Here is a 19,004-nt window from a genome sequence, read left to right on the forward strand (position 1 = left end):
AAAATATTTCATAAAGCTAAAAAAGAACTCCAACCAAGTGGCGGATAAAGTCGCATTGGTTGGAGTTTTTTATCAATAGAATAAGTTTTCTCTTCGTCAGTAAGTGAGACTGATTCTATGTCTTTGCATTTTAGATGTGAAACGATATAGATTAATAGAGTTGCTTGCTCATTTTATAATTGGTGAGACACATTTGATTAGCTTTCCGTTTTTGTTCTTCATCAACCTGAAAACCTTGTTTCTCGAAAAACGGTTTTGCCGTGATGCTAACCTCCGATGTTAATCTTTTCGCACCTCTTTCTCGTGCGTATGCTTCGAGATATTTATACAAAGATGTCGCAATGCCTTGATGCTGAAAGTCCTTATGGACAAACAGCGTGTGCATATATCCGTCGTCGTTGACAGAGCCGAAGCCTACAATCACACCTTCTTCATTTTCTGCAACCACGTAATGTTGCTCTTCGAAAAGCTCACCCCAATGTGATGTATCGTCTCCGCACGAAGCCCAGTCTGCTACTTCTTCGGCTGTATAATCTTTTCGGTTCACAGTCAGGACTGTATGCTGATATAGCTCTTGTAGTGCTGGAATGTCAGACAGGTTTACTTGGCGGATTCTATTCATCTTATCTCTAAATTTCTTTTTTAGTAAACTTCTACTTTCTCTGCAATTCTCTTAGCCTTGTCGCGCAACGCATCCAAATCAGCATCGAGCGGAGCGTAGCAAAGCACCACACCCATACGACGGTTGACGCGTGTAAACGGTTTGCCGAATATACGTAGATAGGTATCTTCTTCTTTGGTCACTTCTTCCAGTCCACGATATTGAGGGCGCTCCTGGCTGGCAATCGGAGAGAGGATGACGGCACTTGCGCCTATTCGTTCTTGCTTGATGCCCGGAATAGGCAGACCGAGCACGGCACGCAGGTGCAATTCAAATTCATTCAGATTTTGTGTTCCTGCCAAAGTTACCATGCCGGTATCGTGCGGACGTGGAGAAAGTTCGGAGAAATAGACTCCGTTTTCATGGCTTAGGAAGAACTCAACTCCCCAAAGTCCTGCGCCTGTCAGCGCGCGGGTTACTTTTTCTGCCATCTCTTCCGCTTCTTTCAAATGAGCAGGATCGATGTGTGCAGGCTGGAAACTTTCGCGATAGTCGCCACCTTTCTGCACGTGTCCGATAGGAGGGCAGAACAGGGTGGGGCCGTTCTTTTGAGTAACGGTGAGCAGGGTGATTTCGCTGTCGAATTTGATAAATTCTTCAATGATAAGCTCGCGGATATCGCCACGGCTTCCGCTGCATCCGTATTCCCAGGCGTGTTCAAGTTCGTCGGCACTCTTCACCAGCGACTGTCCTTTACCGGAGGATGACATCAACGGTTTAACGACACAAGGGAAACCGATTTTAGCGGCAGCTTCTTTCAGTTCGTCCAATGTTTTGGCGTAGAAGTATCTGGCTGTTTTCAGTCCGAGCTCTTTGGCGGCAAGGTCGCGGATAGCTTTACGATTCATCGTGAAGTTCACGGCACGGGCGCTGGGCACTACCTGAATGCCTTCTTTTTCGAAGTCATACAAACGTTCTGTGCGGATCGCTTCAATCTCCGGAACGATAATGTCCGGCTGGTGTTTCTTTACGACACGCTCCAGTTCTTCACCGTTCAGCATATCGAATACTTCAAATTCATCAGCCACTTGCATAGCAGGTGCTCCCGCGTACGAGTCGCAGGCAATGATGTGTTGACCTTTACGTTGAGCTGAAATTACAAATTCTTTTCCTAGTTCTCCGGAACCGAGTAACAGTATTTTCTTCATCATTTTGAGTGTTTTATATTAGTGGTGCAAAATTACAGCAAAAAAACGAGATTATAATTGTATATGCGTTGATTATATTTAAAGATTGGTGTGAATTTTAGTGTGTAAACGTGGAATATAGAGAAATGGATAGTGAGAAAATAGGAAATATGGCTTTAAACTTTCTTAAGGAAAGCGTGGAAAAACAATGTTCGTTGTGCTCGAACACAAAACTAGTTGTTTGTGCTACTATTTTGTGTCATGGCTAAATCCTTGATTTTAAACAATGAGAAAGGAAACTGGATACGGAAATTTAGTTTATTGATAGTTAAAATCTATTTTGCTATTGATTTGTAGTCGAAATTCGTCTAAATTGGTCAATCTGTAGTTGTTATTAGTCTAATAAGTGTTAGCGAACGACAAATAATGAAAAAGGAGTAACAACGATATGGAATTGTTTCTACATTTGTGCAGTTGTTTCTTTAACTATTTCTAGTGGTAGAAGTTTCTAGGATATAGAAAATAGTTGAACAAAAAATTAATTCAACTGTTTATTATAATATTGAAATTAGGTAAAACGCGAAAATGTTTATTCCTTATCATATTATAAGGTCAAAAAGGAGAGAAAAGAATAATATAAATAAAAGAGATGCTTATGTCACAGATTATCGGACATATCTCGCAGGTGATCGGCCCTGTGGTCGATGTGTACTTTGAAGGTACGGATGCGGAACTGGTGCTGCCAAGCATCCACGACGCACTGGAGATAAAGAGGCCAAACGGCAAAATACTGGTTGTAGAAGTTCAGCAACATATCGGCGAAAATACGGTGCGTACCGTAGCGATGGATAGTACCGACGGACTTCAGAGAGGCATGAAAGTGTATCCCACCGGAGGCCCGATCACTATGCCGATAGGCGAACAGATTAAAGGACGACTGATGAACGTAGTCGGTGATTCGATCGACGGTATGAAAGGACTCAACCGCGACGGTGCGTATTCCATTCACCGGGACCCCCCTAAATTTGAGGATTTGACAACTGTGCAAGAGGTGCTTTTCACGGGTATCAAAGTGATCGACCTGCTCGAACCGTATGCCAAAGGTGGTAAAATCGGTTTGTTCGGCGGCGCCGGTGTGGGAAAAACCGTATTGATCCAGGAACTTATCAATAATATCGCCAAGAAACATAACGGATTCTCCGTATTTGCCGGAGTAGGTGAACGTACCCGTGAAGGTAACGACTTGCTGCGCGAAATGATCGAATCCGGCGTTATCCGCTACGGCGAAGCATTCAAGGAAAGCATGGAGAAAGGTCACTGGGATCTTTCGAAAGTAGATTATAACGAACTGGAGAAATCGCAAGTGTCGCTGATTTTCGGTCAGATGAACGAACCTCCGGGCGCACGTGCTTCTGTGGCACTGTCCGGACTGACGGTAGCGGAATCTTTCCGCGACGCCGGTAAAGAAGGTGAGAAACGCGATATCCTGTTCTTTATCGATAATATCTTCCGTTTCACGCAAGCAGGTTCGGAAGTGTCCGCCCTTTTGGGACGTATGCCCTCCGCCGTTGGTTACCAGCCTACGCTGGCCACGGAAATGGGTGCGATGCAGGAACGTATCACGTCTACCCGCAAAGGTTCTATCACCTCCGTACAAGCGGTGTATGTGCCTGCCGATGACTTGACCGACCCGGCTCCTGCAACGACTTTCAGCCACTTGGACGCAACTACCGTACTCGACCGTAAGATCACCGAGCTGGGTATCTATCCGGCTGTCGACCCGTTGGCATCTACGTCACGTATCCTCGACCCGCACATTGTAGGCCAGGAACATTACGACATAGCGCAGCGCGTAAAACAAATCTTGCAGCGTAACAAGGAATTGCAGGATATTATCTCTATCCTCGGTATGGAAGAACTCTCGGAAGAAGACAAGATGGTAGTGAACCGCGCCCGCCGTGTGCAGCGTTTCCTTTCGCAACCGTTTGCCGTAGCCGAACAGTTTACAGGTGTTCCGGGTGTGATGGTGGGTATTGAAGATACCATCAAGGGATTCAAGATGATTCTGGACGGAGAAGTGGATTATCTTCCCGAACAGGCTTTCCTGAATGTCGGTACGATTGAGGAAGCAATAGAGAAAGGTAAGAAATTGCTGGAACAGGCGAAAAAATAAAAATATAGAGTGATGAAAGAACTGCATTTGAGTATAGTATCGCCCGAAAAGAGCATATTCGACGGAGATGTGAAGATTGTCACATTGCCGGGCATGATCGGTTCGTTTTCTATTCTGCCGGGGCATGCGCCCATTGTATCGTCGCTGAAAGCGGGAACGTTGAGTTATACGACGATGGAGGGAGAAGAGCACACGATGGATATTCAGGGCGGTTTTGTTGAAATGAGTGACGGCACGGTTTCTGCCTGTGTTTCCTGACGGAAGCCTTCCGGCACAAAGACCAAGTATCTAAAGATTGAAAAAAACGAGATAATAACCTTACAGAAAAACACAGTAACATGATGAATATTAGTAAAACTAAACGGAGCTTTATCTGTTGGCATACCTTATTTGCAGTGATTAGTGCGGCGCTCGGAGCTGTTATCCTACACTTCGCTCTGCCGGGGCATTATTTCGGAGGGTATCCGTTTATACCGGTTTATTTTTACTTCTTCGGGTTGGCCAGCATCTATATGTTCGACGCTTGCCGGCGGCACGCTCCGCAGAGATTGTTACTGTTGTATTTGGCAATGAAGATGATAAAGATGATTCTTTCGCTGATTCTGGTCTTGATTTATTGCCTTGCTGTACGCGAAGAAGCTAGAGCTTTTTTACTGACGTTTATCTCGTTCTATTTGATATATCTGATATTCGAAACCTGGTTTTTCTTCTCTTTTGAGATGAACCAGAAACGGAAAAAGAAAAATAAGAAGAAACATGAAACAGTTGCATAACATAGTAGCTCCGTTGATTCTGTTCTGCCTGATGGCAGCGGTCAGTTTTCCGGTTCTTGCGCAAGAGCAAGAGGGGGAAGTGGTGGCGCAGCAGACGCAGGACGAGATTACTCCGAAGGAGGAACAGGAGAACACGGTTGATGTGAAAGAAATTGTGTTCGGGCATATCGGTGACTCCTACGAATGGCATATTACAACATGGGGTAACACGCATATTACTATACCGTTACCTGTTATTGTTTATAGTAGCACTTCAGGTTGGCATACGTTCCTTTCTTCCCGTCTCGAAGAGAATGGAGGTACGTATGAAGGACTTTCCATCGCTCCCGCAGGAAGCAAGTATGAAGGCAAACTGGTAGAGTATGACGCCGCAGGCGAACAGGTTCGCCCTTGGGATATTTCCATTACGAAAGTGACGTTTGCCTTGTTGTTCAACAGCGTATTGCTGCTCGTTATCGTGTTGTGTGTGGCACATTGGTACAGGAAACGTCCGCAAGGAGCCAAAGCACCGGGAGGATTTATCGGATTCATGGAGATGTTCATCATGATGGTGAACGACGACATCATCAAGAGTTGTGTCGGACCTAACTACCGGAAGTTTGCGCCCTATCTGCTGACAGCGTTCTTTTTCATCTTTATCAATAACATGATGGGATTGATTCCGTTTTTCCCCGGAGGCGCGAATGTGACGGGAAATATCGCTATCACGATGGTGCTGGCAGTCTGCACGTTCCTCGCGGTCAATATCTTCGGTACGAAACATTATTGGAAAGATATTTTCTGGCCCGATGTACCCTGGTGGCTGAAAGTGCCTGTGCCGATGATGCCGTTCATCGAGTTCTTCGGAATCTTTACGAAACCGTTTGCTTTGATGATCCGTCTTTTTGCCAATATGCTGGCCGGACACATGGCGATGCTGGTGCTCACCTGCCTGATCTTTATCTCGGCAAGCATGGGGCCTGCGCTGAACGGCACGCTCACGGTGGCTTCCGTATTGTTCAACATCTTTATGAATGCGCTTGAACTGCTGGTGGCTTTCATCCAGGCTTACGTATTTACGATGTTGTCGGCAGTGTTTATCGGACTGGCACAGGAAGGAGCCAGAGTGAAAACAGAAGAATAATCAATGAAACGCGGTGAAAACGTGACTGAACGAATACGGAATAAACGCGCGGAATGAGGAATTAAATAATAAAAACAAGAGAAAATATAAACCATTTTAAAACTGAAAATTATGTTACTATCAGTATTGTTACAAGCCACTGCAGCAGCAGTAGGAGTTAGTAAATTAGGTGCAGCTATCGGTGCAGGTCTTGCAGTAATCGGAGCTGGTTTGGGTATTGGTAAGATTGGTGGTTCGGCAATGGAAGCTATCGCACGCCAGCCGGAAGCATCGGGAGACATTCGTATGAACATGATTATCGCCGCCGCCTTGATTGAAGGTGTGGCCCTGTTGGCGGTAGTAGTTTGTCTGTTGGTGTTCTTCCTCTAATCAGGTATATAACAAGCGAATTTCGCAGGCGTAAAACCCTGTTTCTAAATGGGGGAGATCCTCATACAATGAGCAGCCGCGAAATCGTAAATTGTAAATCGTAAAATCGTAAATAAAGATTATGTCATTACTATTACCTGATAGTGGCCTGCTGTTCTGGATGTTTCTCTCATTCGGGATTGTGTTCGTGATATTGGCGAAATACGGCTTCCCCGTCATCATCAAGATGGTGGAAGGCCGTAAGACCTATATCGACCAGTCTTTGGAGGTGGCGAGGGAAGCTAATGCCCAGTTGTCTAAACTGAAACAAGAAGGCGACGCATTGGTGGCAGCCGCCAACAAAGAGCAAGGACGCATCTTGAGGGAAGCAATGGAAGAACGTGACAAGATTGTTCACGAGGCCCGTAAACAAGCCGAAATTGCCGCACAAAAAGAACTTGATGCGGTGAAACAACAAATCCAGATGGAGAAAGACGAAGCAATTCGCGACATCCGTCGCCAGGTGGCCGTGCTTTCTGTTGACATCGCCGAGAAAGTGCTCCGCAAGAGTCTTGAGGACAAGGATGCACAGATGGGCATGATCGACCGCATGCTGGATGAAGTACTAACCCCGAATAAGAACTAAGGAAGATGGAAGTCGGAATACTCTCAATGCGTTATGCAAAAGCTATCATTGAATGCGCACAGGAAAAAGGTCTGGAAGACAGGTTGTATCAGGAGTTTCTGACCCTGTCGCACAGCTTTTGTGAACAGCCCGGTCTGCGCGAAGCGCTTGATAATCCCGTCATCACGACCAAGGAAAAGTTGGCGTTAGTCTGCACAGCTGCCGATGGTGACGGTAAATCGACCAGAGAGTTTGTCCGTTTTATCACTTTGGTACTGCGAAACAGGCGTGAAGGCTATCTGCAATTTATTAGCCTGATGTATCTGGATCTCTACCGGAAGCTGAAACATATCGGAACCGGCAAATTGATTACGGCCGTTCCCGTCGATAAAGAGACGGAAGACCGGATCCGGTCGGCTGCCGCACATATCCTGCATGCCCAGATGGAGCTGGAAACGGTGATAGATCCTTCTATCGAAGGTGGGTTTATCTTTGATATCAACGACTATCGGTTGGATGCAAGCGTTGCCACGCAGTTGAAGCGAGTGAAACAACAATTTATTGATAAGAATAGGAGAATTGTATAATGTCTGAAAATATAAGAGTAAGCGAAGTATCCGATATATTGCGCAAGCAGCTCGAAGGAATCAATGCCAATGTGCAACTTGACGAAATCGGTACGGTGCTCCAGGTGAGTGACGGCGTAGTGCGTATCTATGGACTACGGAACGCCGAGGCCAATGAATTGCTGGAGTTTGACAATGGTATCAAAGCAATCGTGATGAACCTCGAAGAGGACAACGTGGGTGCTGTACTGTTGGGCCCGACGGACAAAATCAAAGAAGGATTCGTCGTGAAGCGTACCAAACGTATCGCCTCCATCCGTGTAGGAGAGGGCATGCTGGGACGTGTGATTGACCCGCTGGGCGAACCGCTCGACGGCAAAGGATTGATTGGCGGCGAACTGTATGATATGCCTTTGGAACGGAAAGCTCCGGGAGTAATCTATCGTCAGCCTGTGAACCAGCCGTTGCAGACCGGATTGAAGGCTGTGGACGCCATGATTCCTATCGGCCGCGGACAGCGTGAGTTGATTATCGGCGACCGCCAGACGGGAAAGACTGCCATTGCGATTGATACGATTATCAACCAACGCACTAACTTCCTGGCAGGCGACCCTGTATATTGTATCTATGTAGCTATCGGTCAGAAGGGTTCTACCGTTGCTTCTATCGTTAATACGCTTCGTGAGTATGGAGCACTGGACTACACGGTGGTTGTAGCTGCCACGGCTGGTGACCCGGCTGCGTTGCAGTATTACGCTCCGTTTGCAGGTGCTGCCATCGGCGAGTATTTCCGTGATACCGGCCGTCATGCGTTGGTGGTTTATGATGACCTTTCCAAACAGGCGGTGGCTTATCGTGAGGTTTCGCTGATTCTTCGCCGTCCGTCCGGTCGTGAGGCTTATCCGGGTGATATCTTCTATCTGCACTCCCGTCTGTTGGAACGTGCTGCCAAGATTATCAGTCAGGAAGAAGTGGCACGCGAAATGAACGATCTCCCGGAAAGTCTGAAGGGGATTGTGAAAGGTGGCGGCTCGCTCACAGCATTGCCTATCATCGAAACGCAAGCAGGTGACGTATCGGCTTATATCCCGACGAACGTGATTTCTATCACCGACGGACAGATATTCCTTGAGACTGACTTGTTCAACCAGGGTACGCGTCCGGCTATCAACGTCGGTATCTCCGTATCCCGTGTAGGTGGTAACGCGCAGATTAAGGCTATGAAGAAGGTGGCCGGAACATTGAAGATTGACCAGGCGCAATATCGCGAGTTGGAAGCCTTCTCTAAGTTCAGCAGCGACATGGACCCGATTACTGCCCTGACTATTGATAAAGGACGTAAGAACGGACAATTATTGATTCAACCGCAATACAGCCCGATGCCCGTAGAGCAGCAGATTGCTATCCTCTACTGTGGTACGCACGGACTTCTACATGATGTCCCATTGGATAAGGTGCAGGACTTTGAACGCAGTTTCATCGAATCTCTGCAACTGAACCACCAGGAGGATGTATTGGACATACTGAAAACGGGCGTGATCGACGATAACGTGATTAAAGCTATCGAAGAGACTGCCGCTATGGTGGCGAAACAGTACTTATAATAGTGATTAGTTGGTTAGTGATAAGTGATTAGCTTACTGTCACCAACCACTAACCGCCAATTATTAATCACTATCACCAACTATTAATAATTAACCACTAACCACTAAAAAAAATGGCTTCACTGAAAGAAGTAAAAACCAGAATAAATTCGGTAAAAAGTACCCGAAAAATCACTTCAGCAATGAAGATGGTGGCTTCTGCCAAATTACACAAGGCACAAGGAGCCATTGAGAATATGCTGCCTTATCAGAAGAAGTTGAACAAGATTCTGACCAACTTCCTAAGCGCTGACCTGCCCATCGAATCTCCTTATGTGCAGGAGCGTGAAGTGAAACGTGTAGCAATCGTCGTCTTTTCTTCAAACACTTCTCTTTGTGGTGCTTTCAACGCCAACGTCATCAAAATGATGATGCAAACGATCGGAGAGTTCCGCACCCTGGGACAGGATAATATCTTGATATTCCCAATTGGCAAGAAGGTGGATGAAGCGGTCAAACGAATGGGATTCAAACCGCAGGAGACCTCTCCGACGCTCTCCGACAAACCGACGTATCAGGAGGCTGCCGAATTGGCTCACCGACTGATGGATATGTATGTGGCAGGAGAAGTAGACCGCGTGGAAATAATCTATCATCACTTCAAGTCAATGGGGGTACAGATTCTTCTCCGGGAGACGTATCTCCCCATTGATATGACGAATGTGGTAAGTGAAGAGGACAGAATGAATAAGGAGGAGGTAGAGGAGCATGAAATTGCCAATGATTATATCATCGAACCGAACGCGGAAGAATTGATCGCCAGCTTAATACCAACAGTATTGAGCCAGAAGATTTTTACCGCTGCCGTCGACTCTAATGCATCGGAACATGCTGCACGTACCCTAGCTATGCAAGTGGCTACGGACAATGCAAACGAGCTGATTCAGGATTTGACAAAGCAGTACAATAAGAGTCGTCAGCAAGCAATTACGAATGAGTTGCTGGATATTGTAGGGGGGACAATGAAATAGATTCCAAGGATTAATAACAATATTTTTTGATTCGGTATCCCATTTTTAAGATAAGCCTTAAAAATGGGATATTTGTATATATATTTGTGGCATAATTAGGCTTGATTATGGGTTTATGCCTAGACAAAACAAACTTAAAAATATATATAGATTATGAGAATTAAGCATTTATTGAACTTTTTCGTTGCAACGGTATTTATCGGTGTGGCAGTAGGATGTGCAGAAAAGGATTTGTATGATCCTAATTATGGGAAAGAACCTGTAAAAGGTCCTGAAGAATATTTTGGATTCGAAACACGTGGAGATGTGTCGCTTGATGTGAATTATGCATTACCCGGATTTGCGGCTCTTATTGAAGTCTATGACATTGATCCGATGGAAATTGTGGATAATACACCTGTAAAAAAACAAGGAGTGGAAGCTTTATTCAAGATTTACACAGATGAAAGCGGAAAGTTTAATGGAAAGATGAATATTCCTACTTCTGTAAAATCGATATACCTATATACGGAAAGTTGGGGATTACCAAGGTGTATGCCATTGGAAATAAAGGATGGTATGGTTAGTTTTGATATGTCAAATATAGGAGCTTCTACTGTAAAAGCAAAAAATAATACACGGTCTTATGGTTTTCAAGGGACGGTTCCTTATGTCTTGAATGGAAATAATAAACTGTATTCCTTATGTAAATGGGGAGAGGGAGGAAGTCTTGACAGTAAATATATGTCATTTGAAGAGAACGTTGGTGATGAAACGGTTGGAAGTTTGACGCAACGTTTGAAGAATTTCTTTAATCCTGATGGAATAGCGAATGTTGATAATATGAATTTAGTCACCCAATCCAGAACTACAAATATTACGGTAACACAAGATGGGACTGCATTGGATGTTATTTTCCTGAATCGGGATGCCATGTATAATAATTCGTTCGGGTATTATTATTATAAAACATCTAAGGAACCTGATATGCGCGGAATGTCAGATATGAAGAAGTATATCATATTTCCAAATGTTTCTTTCTCTGTATATGGAGGTCAGTTGCCTATTTTGAAATGTGGCAGTAAAGTACGTTTGCTCTATTTTGATGAACAAGGTAATGCTAAAGAGGAATTTCCAGCCGGTTATACGGTAGGATGGTTTATGTATGCTGATGGATATAATCAGAGTGAGAATGAAATTGATATAACAAAACAAGTTGCATCAGGTTTCTCTAATTTATTAGCTTCTAATCAGGTGTTGGGACAGCAGCGACAGAATTTTGTATCTGTAAAGGACGAGACAAGCGGCAAGGTTATTATCGGAGTAGAAGATGGGGCAAATAATAGTTATTGTGATCTTTTATTCTATGTAAATGCATCAAAAACTATTGAGGAACCCAATGACAGACCTGTTATAACTCCGGATGATGGAAATGAACCAGAAAAACCGGATGTAACTGAAACGAAGACCGGTACATTAGCTTTTGAAGATATATGGCCTGGCGGTGGAGATTATGATATGAATGACGTAATCGTAGAATATAATCGTGCCGTATCTTTTGATAAAAAGAACCAGGTAACTAAAATTGTAGATACATTTACTCCTGTACATGATGGTGCAGTGTTTGCGAATGCTTTTGCTTATCAGGTAGATAAGGGACAATTCGGTAAAATGACTTTTTCCGCTACTACGGAAGGGATACATACGGAATCTGCAACATCTTCTATTATTGTTTGTCCGAATGTGAAGCAAGCTATTCAAAAGGTATATACTATAACCCGTGAATTTACAGGCGGTTCTTTCAATAAGAAAGATTTAAAGTCATATAATCCTTATATCATAGTGAAGTATGCCGAAGGGCAAAAAGGTCGTACAGAAGTGCATCTGCCTAAGCATGAGGCAACATCTCTTGCGGACTTGTCTTTAGCAGGTACTCAAAAGGATGCTTATTACATAGATAAAGAAGGAGCTTATCCGTTTGCTATTGATATTCCTATCTTGAACTTTATTTCAGTAACTGAAAAAAAGAGTATTGATACCGAATATCCTAACTTTAAAGCTTGGGCAGATTCTAAAGGAGAAAAATATACGGATTGGTATAACAATCATGTAAATTAACTCTCAAAGCATATAACACAACATTTGGTGTTTTTATTGTTCTCTCGTCCCGGTCGTTATTTAATGAAAACGACTGGGACTTTCTTTTATCCGATTGCTTCTCATCTCTACCAGAAAAAGTTTGCTACTTTTATTTCAATCTCTATATAGTTTTCTGTACCTTTGCACAAAACAATATAACTTTCATGGAAAATAACCCGGAACTGCAGCTAGCTTGGCAGTTCATAGAAAATACAGGCACACATTTATTTCTTACCGGAAAAGCCGGAACCGGAAAAACGACATTTCTTAGACGATTGAAAGAACACACCCCTAAGCGCATGGTTGTATTAGCACCGACAGGGATCGCAGCCATCAATGCGGGAGGAGTAACGATTCATTCTTTCTTTCAGTTGTCTTTTGCCCCTTTTGTGCCGGAAACTACCTTTAATTCTTCCCAAACACATTACCGTTACAGTAAAGAAAAGCGGAACATAATTCGTAGCATGGATTTGCTCGTTATTGATGAGATCAGTATGGTGCGTGCCGATTTGTTGGACGCGGTGGATGCAACTCTGCGGCGGTATCGCGATAGAGAGAAACCGTTTGGCGGGGTGCAACTGTTGATGATTGGAGATTTGCAGCAATTGGCTCCCGTCGTGAAAGATAATGAGTGGGAACTGTTGAGGAAGCATTACGAAACCCCTTATTTCTTTGCGAGCCATGCGTTGAAAGAAACGGTATATATGACCATTGAACTTAAAAAAGTCTACCGGCAGAGTGACACATTCTTCCTGTCTTTATTAAATAAAATCCGGGAAAATAAGGCTGACGATGAAGTGCTGAATGAACTGAACCGTCGTTATCAGCCCGGTTTCCAGCCACAAAAAGAAGAAGGATATATTCGGCTGACGACACATAATTATCAGGCACAGAAAGTAAATGACCGTGAATTGGCATCTTTGTCCGGCAAGGCGTATCATTTTCGTGCGAGATAGAAGGAGATTTCCCCGAATATTCCTATCCTGCGGATGAACTCCTGACAATAAAGGAAGGAGCGCAAATTATGTTCCTGAAGAATGATCCATCGTCCGAGAAACGATATTATAACGGTATGATTGGTGAGGTGGTCACTGTTAATGATGCAGGTATTATTGTGCGGGGGAAGGGGAATAAATCAGAATTTCAGTTGTTGCCGGAAGAGTGGGGAAATTATAAGTACGTACTGAATGAGGAAACAAAGGAAATCACGGAAGTGATAGAAGGAACGTTCCGTCAATATCCTATCCGTCTGGCATGGGCCATTACGATACATAAAAGTCAGGGGTTGACGTTTGAGCGTGCCATTATTGATGCGCGTAACTCTTTTGCGCACGGACAGACTTATGTAGCGTTGAGCCGTTGCAAGACTTTGGAAGGGATGGTGTTGGAGTCTCCTTTGCGGAGGGAAGCCATTATTAGTGATGCTACGGTGGATAATTTCACCAAAGCGGTAGAGCAGAATAAGCCGGGCAGTCAGCAGTTGAACGATATGCAAAAGGCGTATTTCTTTGATTTGTTGAGTGATTTGTTTAATTTCTATTCGATCGATCAGGCTTATAAACGATTGCTTCGTTTGATAGATGAAGATTTGTATAAGCTCTTTCCGAAGCAGTTGGCAGAATATAAGGCATTGGAACCTCGCATCAAAGAGAAAATAGTGGAAGTGTCCCAGCGTTTTCGTAACCAGTATACCCGGTTGATACATGAGAGTGAAGACTATGCGACGAATCAGGAGTTACAGGAGCGGATTCGTTCCGGGGCCAGATATTTTCATAAAGAGTTGGCGCCGATTCGGGCTTTGTATAATAAGACTAATATGCCTCTTGATAATAAAGAGTTGAGAAAGCTGTTGGCGGAACGTATGCAGGCGTTGGATGATGCGTTGTGGATTAAAGAGTCTTTGTTGGAGGCTGTGTCTGCAAGAGAGAGATTCGCTATTACGGATTATTTGAAGTTGAAGGCTAAAGTAATGTTGAGTCTTGAGGATGATTCTTCTTCTTCCGGTTCTTCGAAAGCGTTGAAAGAAAAGAAAGAGCGGAAGGAACGGAAAGAGCGTACACGTAGCGGTGCTGAAAAGGTGAAAGTGGAAGTGCCTACGGATATTTTGCATCCGGAGCTTTATCGCGCCCTGTCTGAATGGAGGACAGCCAAAACACGTGAGGTGAATCTTCCTGCGTATGTTATTATGCAGCAGAAAGCGTTGATGGGAATTGTGAATCTGCTACCGGATAATCCAAGAGCTCTGGAAGCGATACCCTATTTCGGAGCAAAAGGGGTGGAAAGGTATGGACTTGAAATATTAGGCATTGTCCGTAAGTATATGGCGGAAAATCAATTGGAAAGACCGGAAATAATGGATATGCTCATCTCTGATAATAGGGAAGCCGCAAGCCGACGGGAAGAGCTGAAGCAACGGAAAGAAGAACAGAAGCAACGGAAAGAGGAAGAAAAACAGAAGAAGGAAGCAGAGAAACAGAAAAAAGAAGCGGAGAAGGAGAAGAAAAAAGATACAAAATTAGTCAGCTATGAAATGTTCTGCCAGGGAATGAGCATAGATGAAATAGCCAAAGCTCGCGAATTGGTATCGGGAACCATTGCCGGTCATTTGGAATATTATGTCCGTTTAGGAAAGATTAAAGTGGAGAAAGTAGTGAAAGCTGAAAATCTGGCGAAGATTCGTAAGCATCTGGAAGAACATGAATACATGGGAATATTTGCCATTAAGGCAGCATTAGGAGACGATGTCTCCTATGCTGATATAAAGTTTGTATTGGCTGTTTCCGGGCATTAACTAATTATCTCTGGACCTAGCCCCAAACATAAAAATATCTCAGTCTTTCGTTCACAATGCTCATTCTTGCTCTTGTCAAACCATCGCAAGCAATATCAGAGATTACAGAAAAAAGAAACGAAAACAGGAACACTGATATCAATCAGAATACCGTGTAAGATAGCGATGGGGATCATTTCTTTTCCCGAATATCTGCTGATGGAGGCAGGAGTACATCCATCGAATTGACTCCTGCCGCTGAAATAGGAGCCAGTTTCCCGAAATACTTCTTGATGATTGGAGTACCGAGAAGTGCCATCATCTCACGGAAAATATTAGTCAACAGTGCGATAGTTCCTAATTCCGTAGCCAGTTGCAGCCCGATAGAAGGCTCTTTGAACTGGGTAATAAGGATAGAAGAGAGCGAATAGTATGCGAATCCGCTTCCCACTGCCATACAGTCGAACACGCTCCATTGGCGCAATAGCAGGCTTGCTAAAGCAGAAAACAGCAACGTACCGATAATCGTTCCCAACGGAATCAACAGCATTTTAGGATGCAAATGTGAAACAATCGCTTTCAGGTTCTTATTAGAACCGATACTGATTCCCACTTGCAGCATTAGTGCATAAAGTATATACATCGAAACAGTGTGCGTATCAAACTGGAACTTATTGAAAGCTCCCATGACACAACCTACACAAAAGAATAATATAACGATCAAACTTCCTTTCATTGTTCACCTCCTTCTTGAATAAACGCGTCTTTTTTCCTCTTAAAAGAAATCAGACTCCTTTTTTATTATTCGCCTCCTTTTCTAAAAAACAATTGCAGTACCAGACGGGCAGCGATCAGGCTTCCCAATACACCGGACACGGCAAGAACAATTGCCTGCCATCCGAATTTACCGAGATTGTTTACAATCAGGCTATTAGAACCGATAGACACACCGAGAATGAAGAGCAACAAGAATATTGTAAGAGAAATTGTCTTTTCTGTTTTTTGCAAGATACTCCAGTTACGTAATACATAACCGATGCCGATTCCTAAAAACATAGTAGATATAATAGAGAACATAATGTATATATTTTTGGTTAGGTTAAACTGATTATTGACAACACACAAGAGAATTTTCAAAGAAGATGATACATCTGCTTGAAAATCGGAAAGGAATACTGCTGTGAATAGTGAAACAAGTCAGCAGATAGTTCCAGTTAAGAAATAATAGGGTAATTTAGATGAATCCACTGAACCAATGTACATGCACGCAGCAAGACTTACAGAAAGTCGGTATTCCTGCAAGAAAAAGATTAGCGTTATGTAGTTGTAATGTTTGATTCATCATTGGTCTTTTTTGATTTTGGTGCAAAGATAATAACTTATTGCATATTTTCAAAATAAATATGCAATAAATAAAGCGAAAGAATTATTCGGAATGAAATAGATTGTTGTAAAAAGTAGTATTGTCTCCAATTCTGCCACTGTCTTCAATTTGGGCACTATCCCGCATTTTGTGTAAATAGCCACTGTTCACCATTTGAGGATTCTCTTATTATATAAATAGAAACCACAGAATTCCTCTTGTAGTTTTCTGTTTACGTAAAATGATGGATAATCCTTGAATAATTGGTAATCTGTCCTCTTCCTTATAAATGTTCCCAGTTCGCAAGAACCTCTTTTAGCTTCTGTGGCTCGTATCCAAGCATTGTCCGTGCTTTATCGATACTCATTCCACTAAAACGGGGACGGGGAGTGGTTTCATTCATTTCCTCTGTCGTGACAGGATGGATAAGAGAATGATCCAGTCCCATATAATCTGCTACCTGATAAGCAATCTCCGCAATGCTCATACACTCATCGCCGCAAATGTGAAAGATACCGTTCGTTGTATGTGCTATCAAACGTTGTACACCATCCGATACGTCTCCAACATAAGTCGGTGTCCTCCATTGATCGGATACGACACGGATTTCTTGCCCGGCTTTCAAACGCTTCATTACCAACTGGACAATATTACCGTGTTGTCCCGGCAGCGCTCTGCCATAAACGATTGCTACACGGATAATGGCAAAACTGCTGCAAGTTTCTGCCACTTTCTCTTCTCCTTTCCACTTGGTATATCCGTAATAGTTGACGGGAGTGGGGATGTCTTCTTCTGTGTACAACAGTCCGGCATCTTCATTTATCTTTTCATCGAAAACAAACATCTTTCCCTCGAAAACAAAGTCCGTCGATAGATGAATGAACCGGCTTTTATATTCTTCGCAAAAAACAGCCAGTCGGCTCACTGCGGTCACATTAGTAAGATAAGCCTCTTCATGATGCGTCTCGCAATAATCCGGTACGGACAGGGCGGAACAATTAATGACCACATCAGGCTGAACCTCCTCAAAAAGACGCTTAATGTCCGCTTCATTCCGTATATCTGTTTCAATGAAACGATATTTCCCTGCATCATTCGGAAGAATATCCGGATGCAGAGAGCACCCCGTTACCTTATATTGTGCATGAACAGACAAATCATTCAATATTTGGCGTCCGGTGAATCCATTGGCGCCGATAATCAATATCTTCTTCATTAGGTTCTATTTATATATAGTGTTATAGATATCAAGGCGCCATATCCGGACTTTTTGATGATACAATCATTGCGGAGACACGACTTTTTTGCACATATTTCTACAAAAATAGAAAATAATATCCATTGCGCAAATAGATTTCGTACTTCCCATCTTACTTTGCTCCCGATAACGAGATTTATATGAATGGATAAAAGAAAAGAAGTATGGAAAAAGTAATTATGGGAACACGTTTGCCCGCTAAGCTTTGGTTGAATGAAGTAGAAGACTCTTGTATGTCGCAGATTATGGATTTGACTTCACTTCCTTTTGCATTTAAACATATCGCCATCATGCCTGATGCCCATGCAGGAAAAGGAATGCCAATTGGCGGTGTGTTGGCTACGAAGGGTGTGATTGTTCCCAATGCTGTGGGAGTAGATATCGGTTGTGGAATGTGTGCGATTAAGACCAATCGAAAAGCGGAAGATTTTAGTTATACGGATTTGACTTCCATCATGTCGAAGATTCGTGCGGCCATTCCCTTGGGATTCGATCATCATACTAAAAAGCAAGACCAGGAGTTACTTCCACAAGGATTCGACCTTGAGGAGATGCCTATATTGAAGAATCAGTACGAGGCTTGTTTGAAGCAGATAGGAACCTTGGGAGGAGGAAACCACTTTATTGAGATTCAGAAAGATACCGAAACGTCTGATGTGTGGGTGATGATTCACTCCGGAAGCCGTAACATTGGTTTGAAGGTTGCCAATCACTATAATAAGATTGCGCAATATTGGAATGAGAAATGGTATTCTGAAATGGTATCGGGACTGGCTTACCTGCCAATGGAGACGCAGATGGCAAAGGATTATTTCCGTGAAATGAACTACTGTGTGGCCTTTGCCTTTGCCAACCGTCAGTTGATGATGACCCGTATCTGTGAAGCCATTCAGGCAGTGAAACCTGAAGCGGACTTTGAGCCTATGATTAATATTGCCCACAACTATGCAGCCTGGGAGAACCATTTCGATCAGGATGTGATTGTGCACCGAAAAGGAGCTACGCGTGCCTATGAAGGTGAGATTGGTATTATCCCCGGATCTATGGGTACTAAATCCTATATCGTTGAAGGACTGGGTAATCCGGAGAGCTTCAAAAGCTGTTCGCATGGTGCCGGCCGATTGATGGGAAGAAAAGATGCCTGTCGCCGTTTGTCACTGGATGAAGAGAAAGAGCGAATGAACCAGCAAGGAATCATTCACGGACTCCGTTCGCAGGATGAACTGGATGAAGCGCCGGGAGCTTATAAAGATATTGCGCAAGTGATAGCGAATGAGCGGGATTTGGTGAAACCATTGGTGGAACTTGCTCCAATGGCAGTTATTAAAGGGTGATCGACAGATGTACCAAGAAGAGGAAAACAAAGGCAATTTGGAGTATAGGCATAAAAAAAGGAGCAACGCCTTGCTCCAACCTTTGTTAACCTTAAATCTAATACTATGAAAAACACATTGCAAAGATACGGACTCTTGGGAAATTAGCAAA

General features: G+C 43.6%; 15 protein-coding genes and 2 pseudogenes. 12 read left to right on the top strand and 5 right to left on the bottom strand.

Features of this window, described 5'->3' with window-relative positions:
* Positions 1–151 precede the first annotated feature (151 nt).
* Together DXA05_RS21355 and purT are read right to left on the bottom strand one after the other, a co-directional pair.
* Positions 152–622 (bottom strand): GNAT family N-acetyltransferase, encoded by a 471-nt coding sequence (locus DXA05_RS21355; protein WP_008639984.1) that lies wholly within the window; start codon positions 620–622, stop codon positions 152–154.
* A gap of 20 nt (positions 623–642) precedes the next feature.
* Entirely contained in the window at positions 643–1,809 is a 1,167-nt protein-coding gene (gene purT / locus DXA05_RS21360) for a formate-dependent phosphoribosylglycinamide formyltransferase (protein ID WP_121960521.1), read from the bottom strand.
* A 634-nt stretch (positions 1,810–2,443) separates the two neighbouring features.
* Here purT and atpD point away from each other — a divergent pair.
* The 11 genes and pseudogenes from atpD (at position 2,444) to DXA05_RS21415 (ending at position 14,919) form a co-directional block, all read left to right on the top strand.
* A complete protein-coding gene (gene atpD / locus DXA05_RS21365; protein ID WP_004315305.1) occupies positions 2,444–3,961 on the top strand; it encodes a F0F1 ATP synthase subunit beta in 1,518 nt (505 codons plus the stop codon).
* Positions 3,962–3,973: 12 nt separating this feature from the next.
* Positions 3,974–4,219: an ATP synthase F1 subunit epsilon gene (gene atpC, locus DXA05_RS21370; RefSeq protein ID WP_004315304.1), complete on the top strand. Its 246-nt coding sequence runs from the start codon at positions 3,974–3,976 to the stop codon at positions 4,217–4,219.
* Between the two features lie 80 nt (positions 4,220–4,299).
* Positions 4,300–4,734, top strand: a complete 435-nt coding sequence (locus DXA05_RS21375; protein ID WP_004315303.1) for a hypothetical protein — start codon at positions 4,300–4,302, stop codon at positions 4,732–4,734.
* Positions 4,718–5,857: a F0F1 ATP synthase subunit A gene (atpB, locus tag DXA05_RS21380; protein ID WP_049702688.1), complete on the top strand. Its 1,140-nt coding sequence runs from the start codon at positions 4,718–4,720 to the stop codon at positions 5,855–5,857. The genes DXA05_RS21375 and atpB overlap by 17 nt, the downstream gene beginning before the upstream one ends.
* 111 nt (positions 5,858–5,968) lie before the next feature.
* Positions 5,969–6,226, top strand: coding sequence for an ATP synthase F0 subunit C (gene atpE / locus DXA05_RS21385; RefSeq protein ID WP_004295758.1), 258 nt, complete (start codon positions 5,969–5,971; stop codon positions 6,224–6,226).
* A 121-nt stretch (positions 6,227–6,347) separates the two neighbouring features.
* Positions 6,348–6,851: a F0F1 ATP synthase subunit B gene (gene atpF, locus DXA05_RS21390; protein WP_004315301.1), complete on the top strand. Its 504-nt coding sequence runs from the start codon at positions 6,348–6,350 to the stop codon at positions 6,849–6,851.
* 5 nt (positions 6,852–6,856) lie between these two features.
* Positions 6,857–7,417, top strand: a complete 561-nt coding sequence (locus tag DXA05_RS21395) for a F0F1 ATP synthase subunit delta (protein ID WP_128859614.1) — start codon at positions 6,857–6,859, stop codon at positions 7,415–7,417.
* Positions 7,417–9,000, top strand: a complete 1,584-nt coding sequence (gene atpA / locus DXA05_RS21400; protein WP_004315299.1) for a F0F1 ATP synthase subunit alpha — start codon at positions 7,417–7,419, stop codon at positions 8,998–9,000. Before DXA05_RS21395 ends, atpA begins: the two co-directional genes overlap by 1 nt.
* A 113-nt stretch (positions 9,001–9,113) precedes the next feature.
* Entirely contained in the window at positions 9,114–10,010 is an 897-nt protein-coding gene (locus DXA05_RS21405; protein WP_008022604.1) for a F0F1 ATP synthase subunit gamma, read from the top strand.
* Between the two features lie 153 nt (positions 10,011–10,163).
* Positions 10,164–12,107 carry an LruC domain-containing protein gene (locus tag DXA05_RS21410; protein ID WP_008639992.1) on the top strand — a complete coding sequence of 648 codons (1,944 nt, stop codon included), beginning with the start codon at positions 10,164–10,166 and terminating at the stop codon, positions 12,105–12,107.
* 185 nt (positions 12,108–12,292) lie between these two features.
* Positions 12,293–14,919 (top strand): annotated as a pseudogene (locus DXA05_RS21415) (helix-turn-helix domain-containing protein).
* A gap of 95 nt (positions 14,920–15,014) precedes the next feature.
* Here DXA05_RS21415 and DXA05_RS21420 read toward each other — a convergent pair.
* The 3 genes and pseudogenes from DXA05_RS21420 to DXA05_RS21430 form a co-directional block, all read right to left on the bottom strand.
* Positions 15,015–15,634, bottom strand: a pseudogene (locus tag DXA05_RS21420) (lysine exporter LysO family protein).
* A gap of 65 nt (positions 15,635–15,699) precedes the next feature.
* Entirely contained in the window at positions 15,700–15,975 is a 276-nt protein-coding gene (locus DXA05_RS21425) for a LysO family transporter (protein ID WP_004315294.1), read from the bottom strand.
* A gap of 569 nt (positions 15,976–16,544) precedes the next feature.
* Positions 16,545–17,477, bottom strand: coding sequence for an SDR family oxidoreductase (locus tag DXA05_RS21430; RefSeq protein ID WP_087318718.1), 933 nt, complete (start codon positions 17,475–17,477; stop codon positions 16,545–16,547).
* 206 nt (positions 17,478–17,683) lie between these two features.
* Here DXA05_RS21430 and DXA05_RS21435 point away from each other — a divergent pair, with 206 nt between their 5' ends.
* Positions 17,684–18,853, top strand: coding sequence for an RtcB family protein (locus DXA05_RS21435; protein ID WP_087318717.1), 1,170 nt, complete (start codon positions 17,684–17,686; stop codon positions 18,851–18,853).
* The last annotated feature ends 151 nt before the right edge of the window (positions 18,854–19,004 follow it).

It is taken from the genome of Bacteroides sp. AM54-2NS (assembly GCF_003602935.1).
In the GTDB taxonomy this organism is placed as follows: Bacteria; Bacteroidota; Bacteroidia; order Bacteroidales; family Bacteroidaceae; genus Bacteroides; species Bacteroides xylanisolvens.